Source organism: Streptococcus cristatus (assembly GCF_003944225.1).
Classification (GTDB): Bacteria; Bacillota; Bacilli; order Lactobacillales; family Streptococcaceae; genus Streptococcus; species Streptococcus cristatus_K.
Map to the genome: position 1 here is coordinate 1 of NZ_RJPN01000040.1, position 566 is coordinate 566.

Consider the following 566-nt stretch of genomic DNA (forward strand, 5'->3'; position numbering starts at 1 on the left):
CAAAGTACTTCAGCATCAGTGAGCGCAAGCATCAGTGCTTCAGCTTCAGCATCTAACAACCAGAACTCAGCTTCTATTTCAGTAAGCGCGAGCCAGTCTGCGTCAATTAGTGCGAGCCAAAGCGCTTCAGCATCAGTAAGTGCTAGTCAATCAGCCTCTGTATCAGCTAGCCAATCAGCTTCAGCGTCTGTATCAGCAAGTCAAAGCACTTCAGCATCAGTGAGCGCAAGCATCAGTGCTTCAGCTTCAGCATCTAACAACCAGAACTCAGCTTCTACTTCAGTATGCGCGAGCCACTCTGCGTCAATTACTGCGAGCCAAAGCGCCTCAGCATCAGTAAGCGCTAGTCAACCAGCCTCTGTATCAGCTAGCCAAACCGCTTCAGCTTCTGTATCTGCAAGTCAAAGTGTACTTCAGCATCAGTGAGCGCAAGCATCAGTGCTTCAGCTTCAGCATCTAACAACCAGAACTCAGCTTCTATTTCAGTAAGCGCGAGCCAGTCTGCGTCAATTAGTGCGAGCCAAAGCGCTTCAGCATCAGTAAGTGCTAGTCACTCAGCATCTGTA

General features: G+C 49.1%; 1 protein-coding gene. It reads left to right on the forward strand.

What is annotated here, in order from left to right; translation table 11 throughout:
• The coding region (locus D8797_RS10130) for a hypothetical protein (protein ID WP_185780884.1) at positions 1 to 426 on the forward strand (426 nt) is incomplete at its 5' end.
• Between the last annotated feature and the right edge of the window lie 140 nt (positions 427 to 566).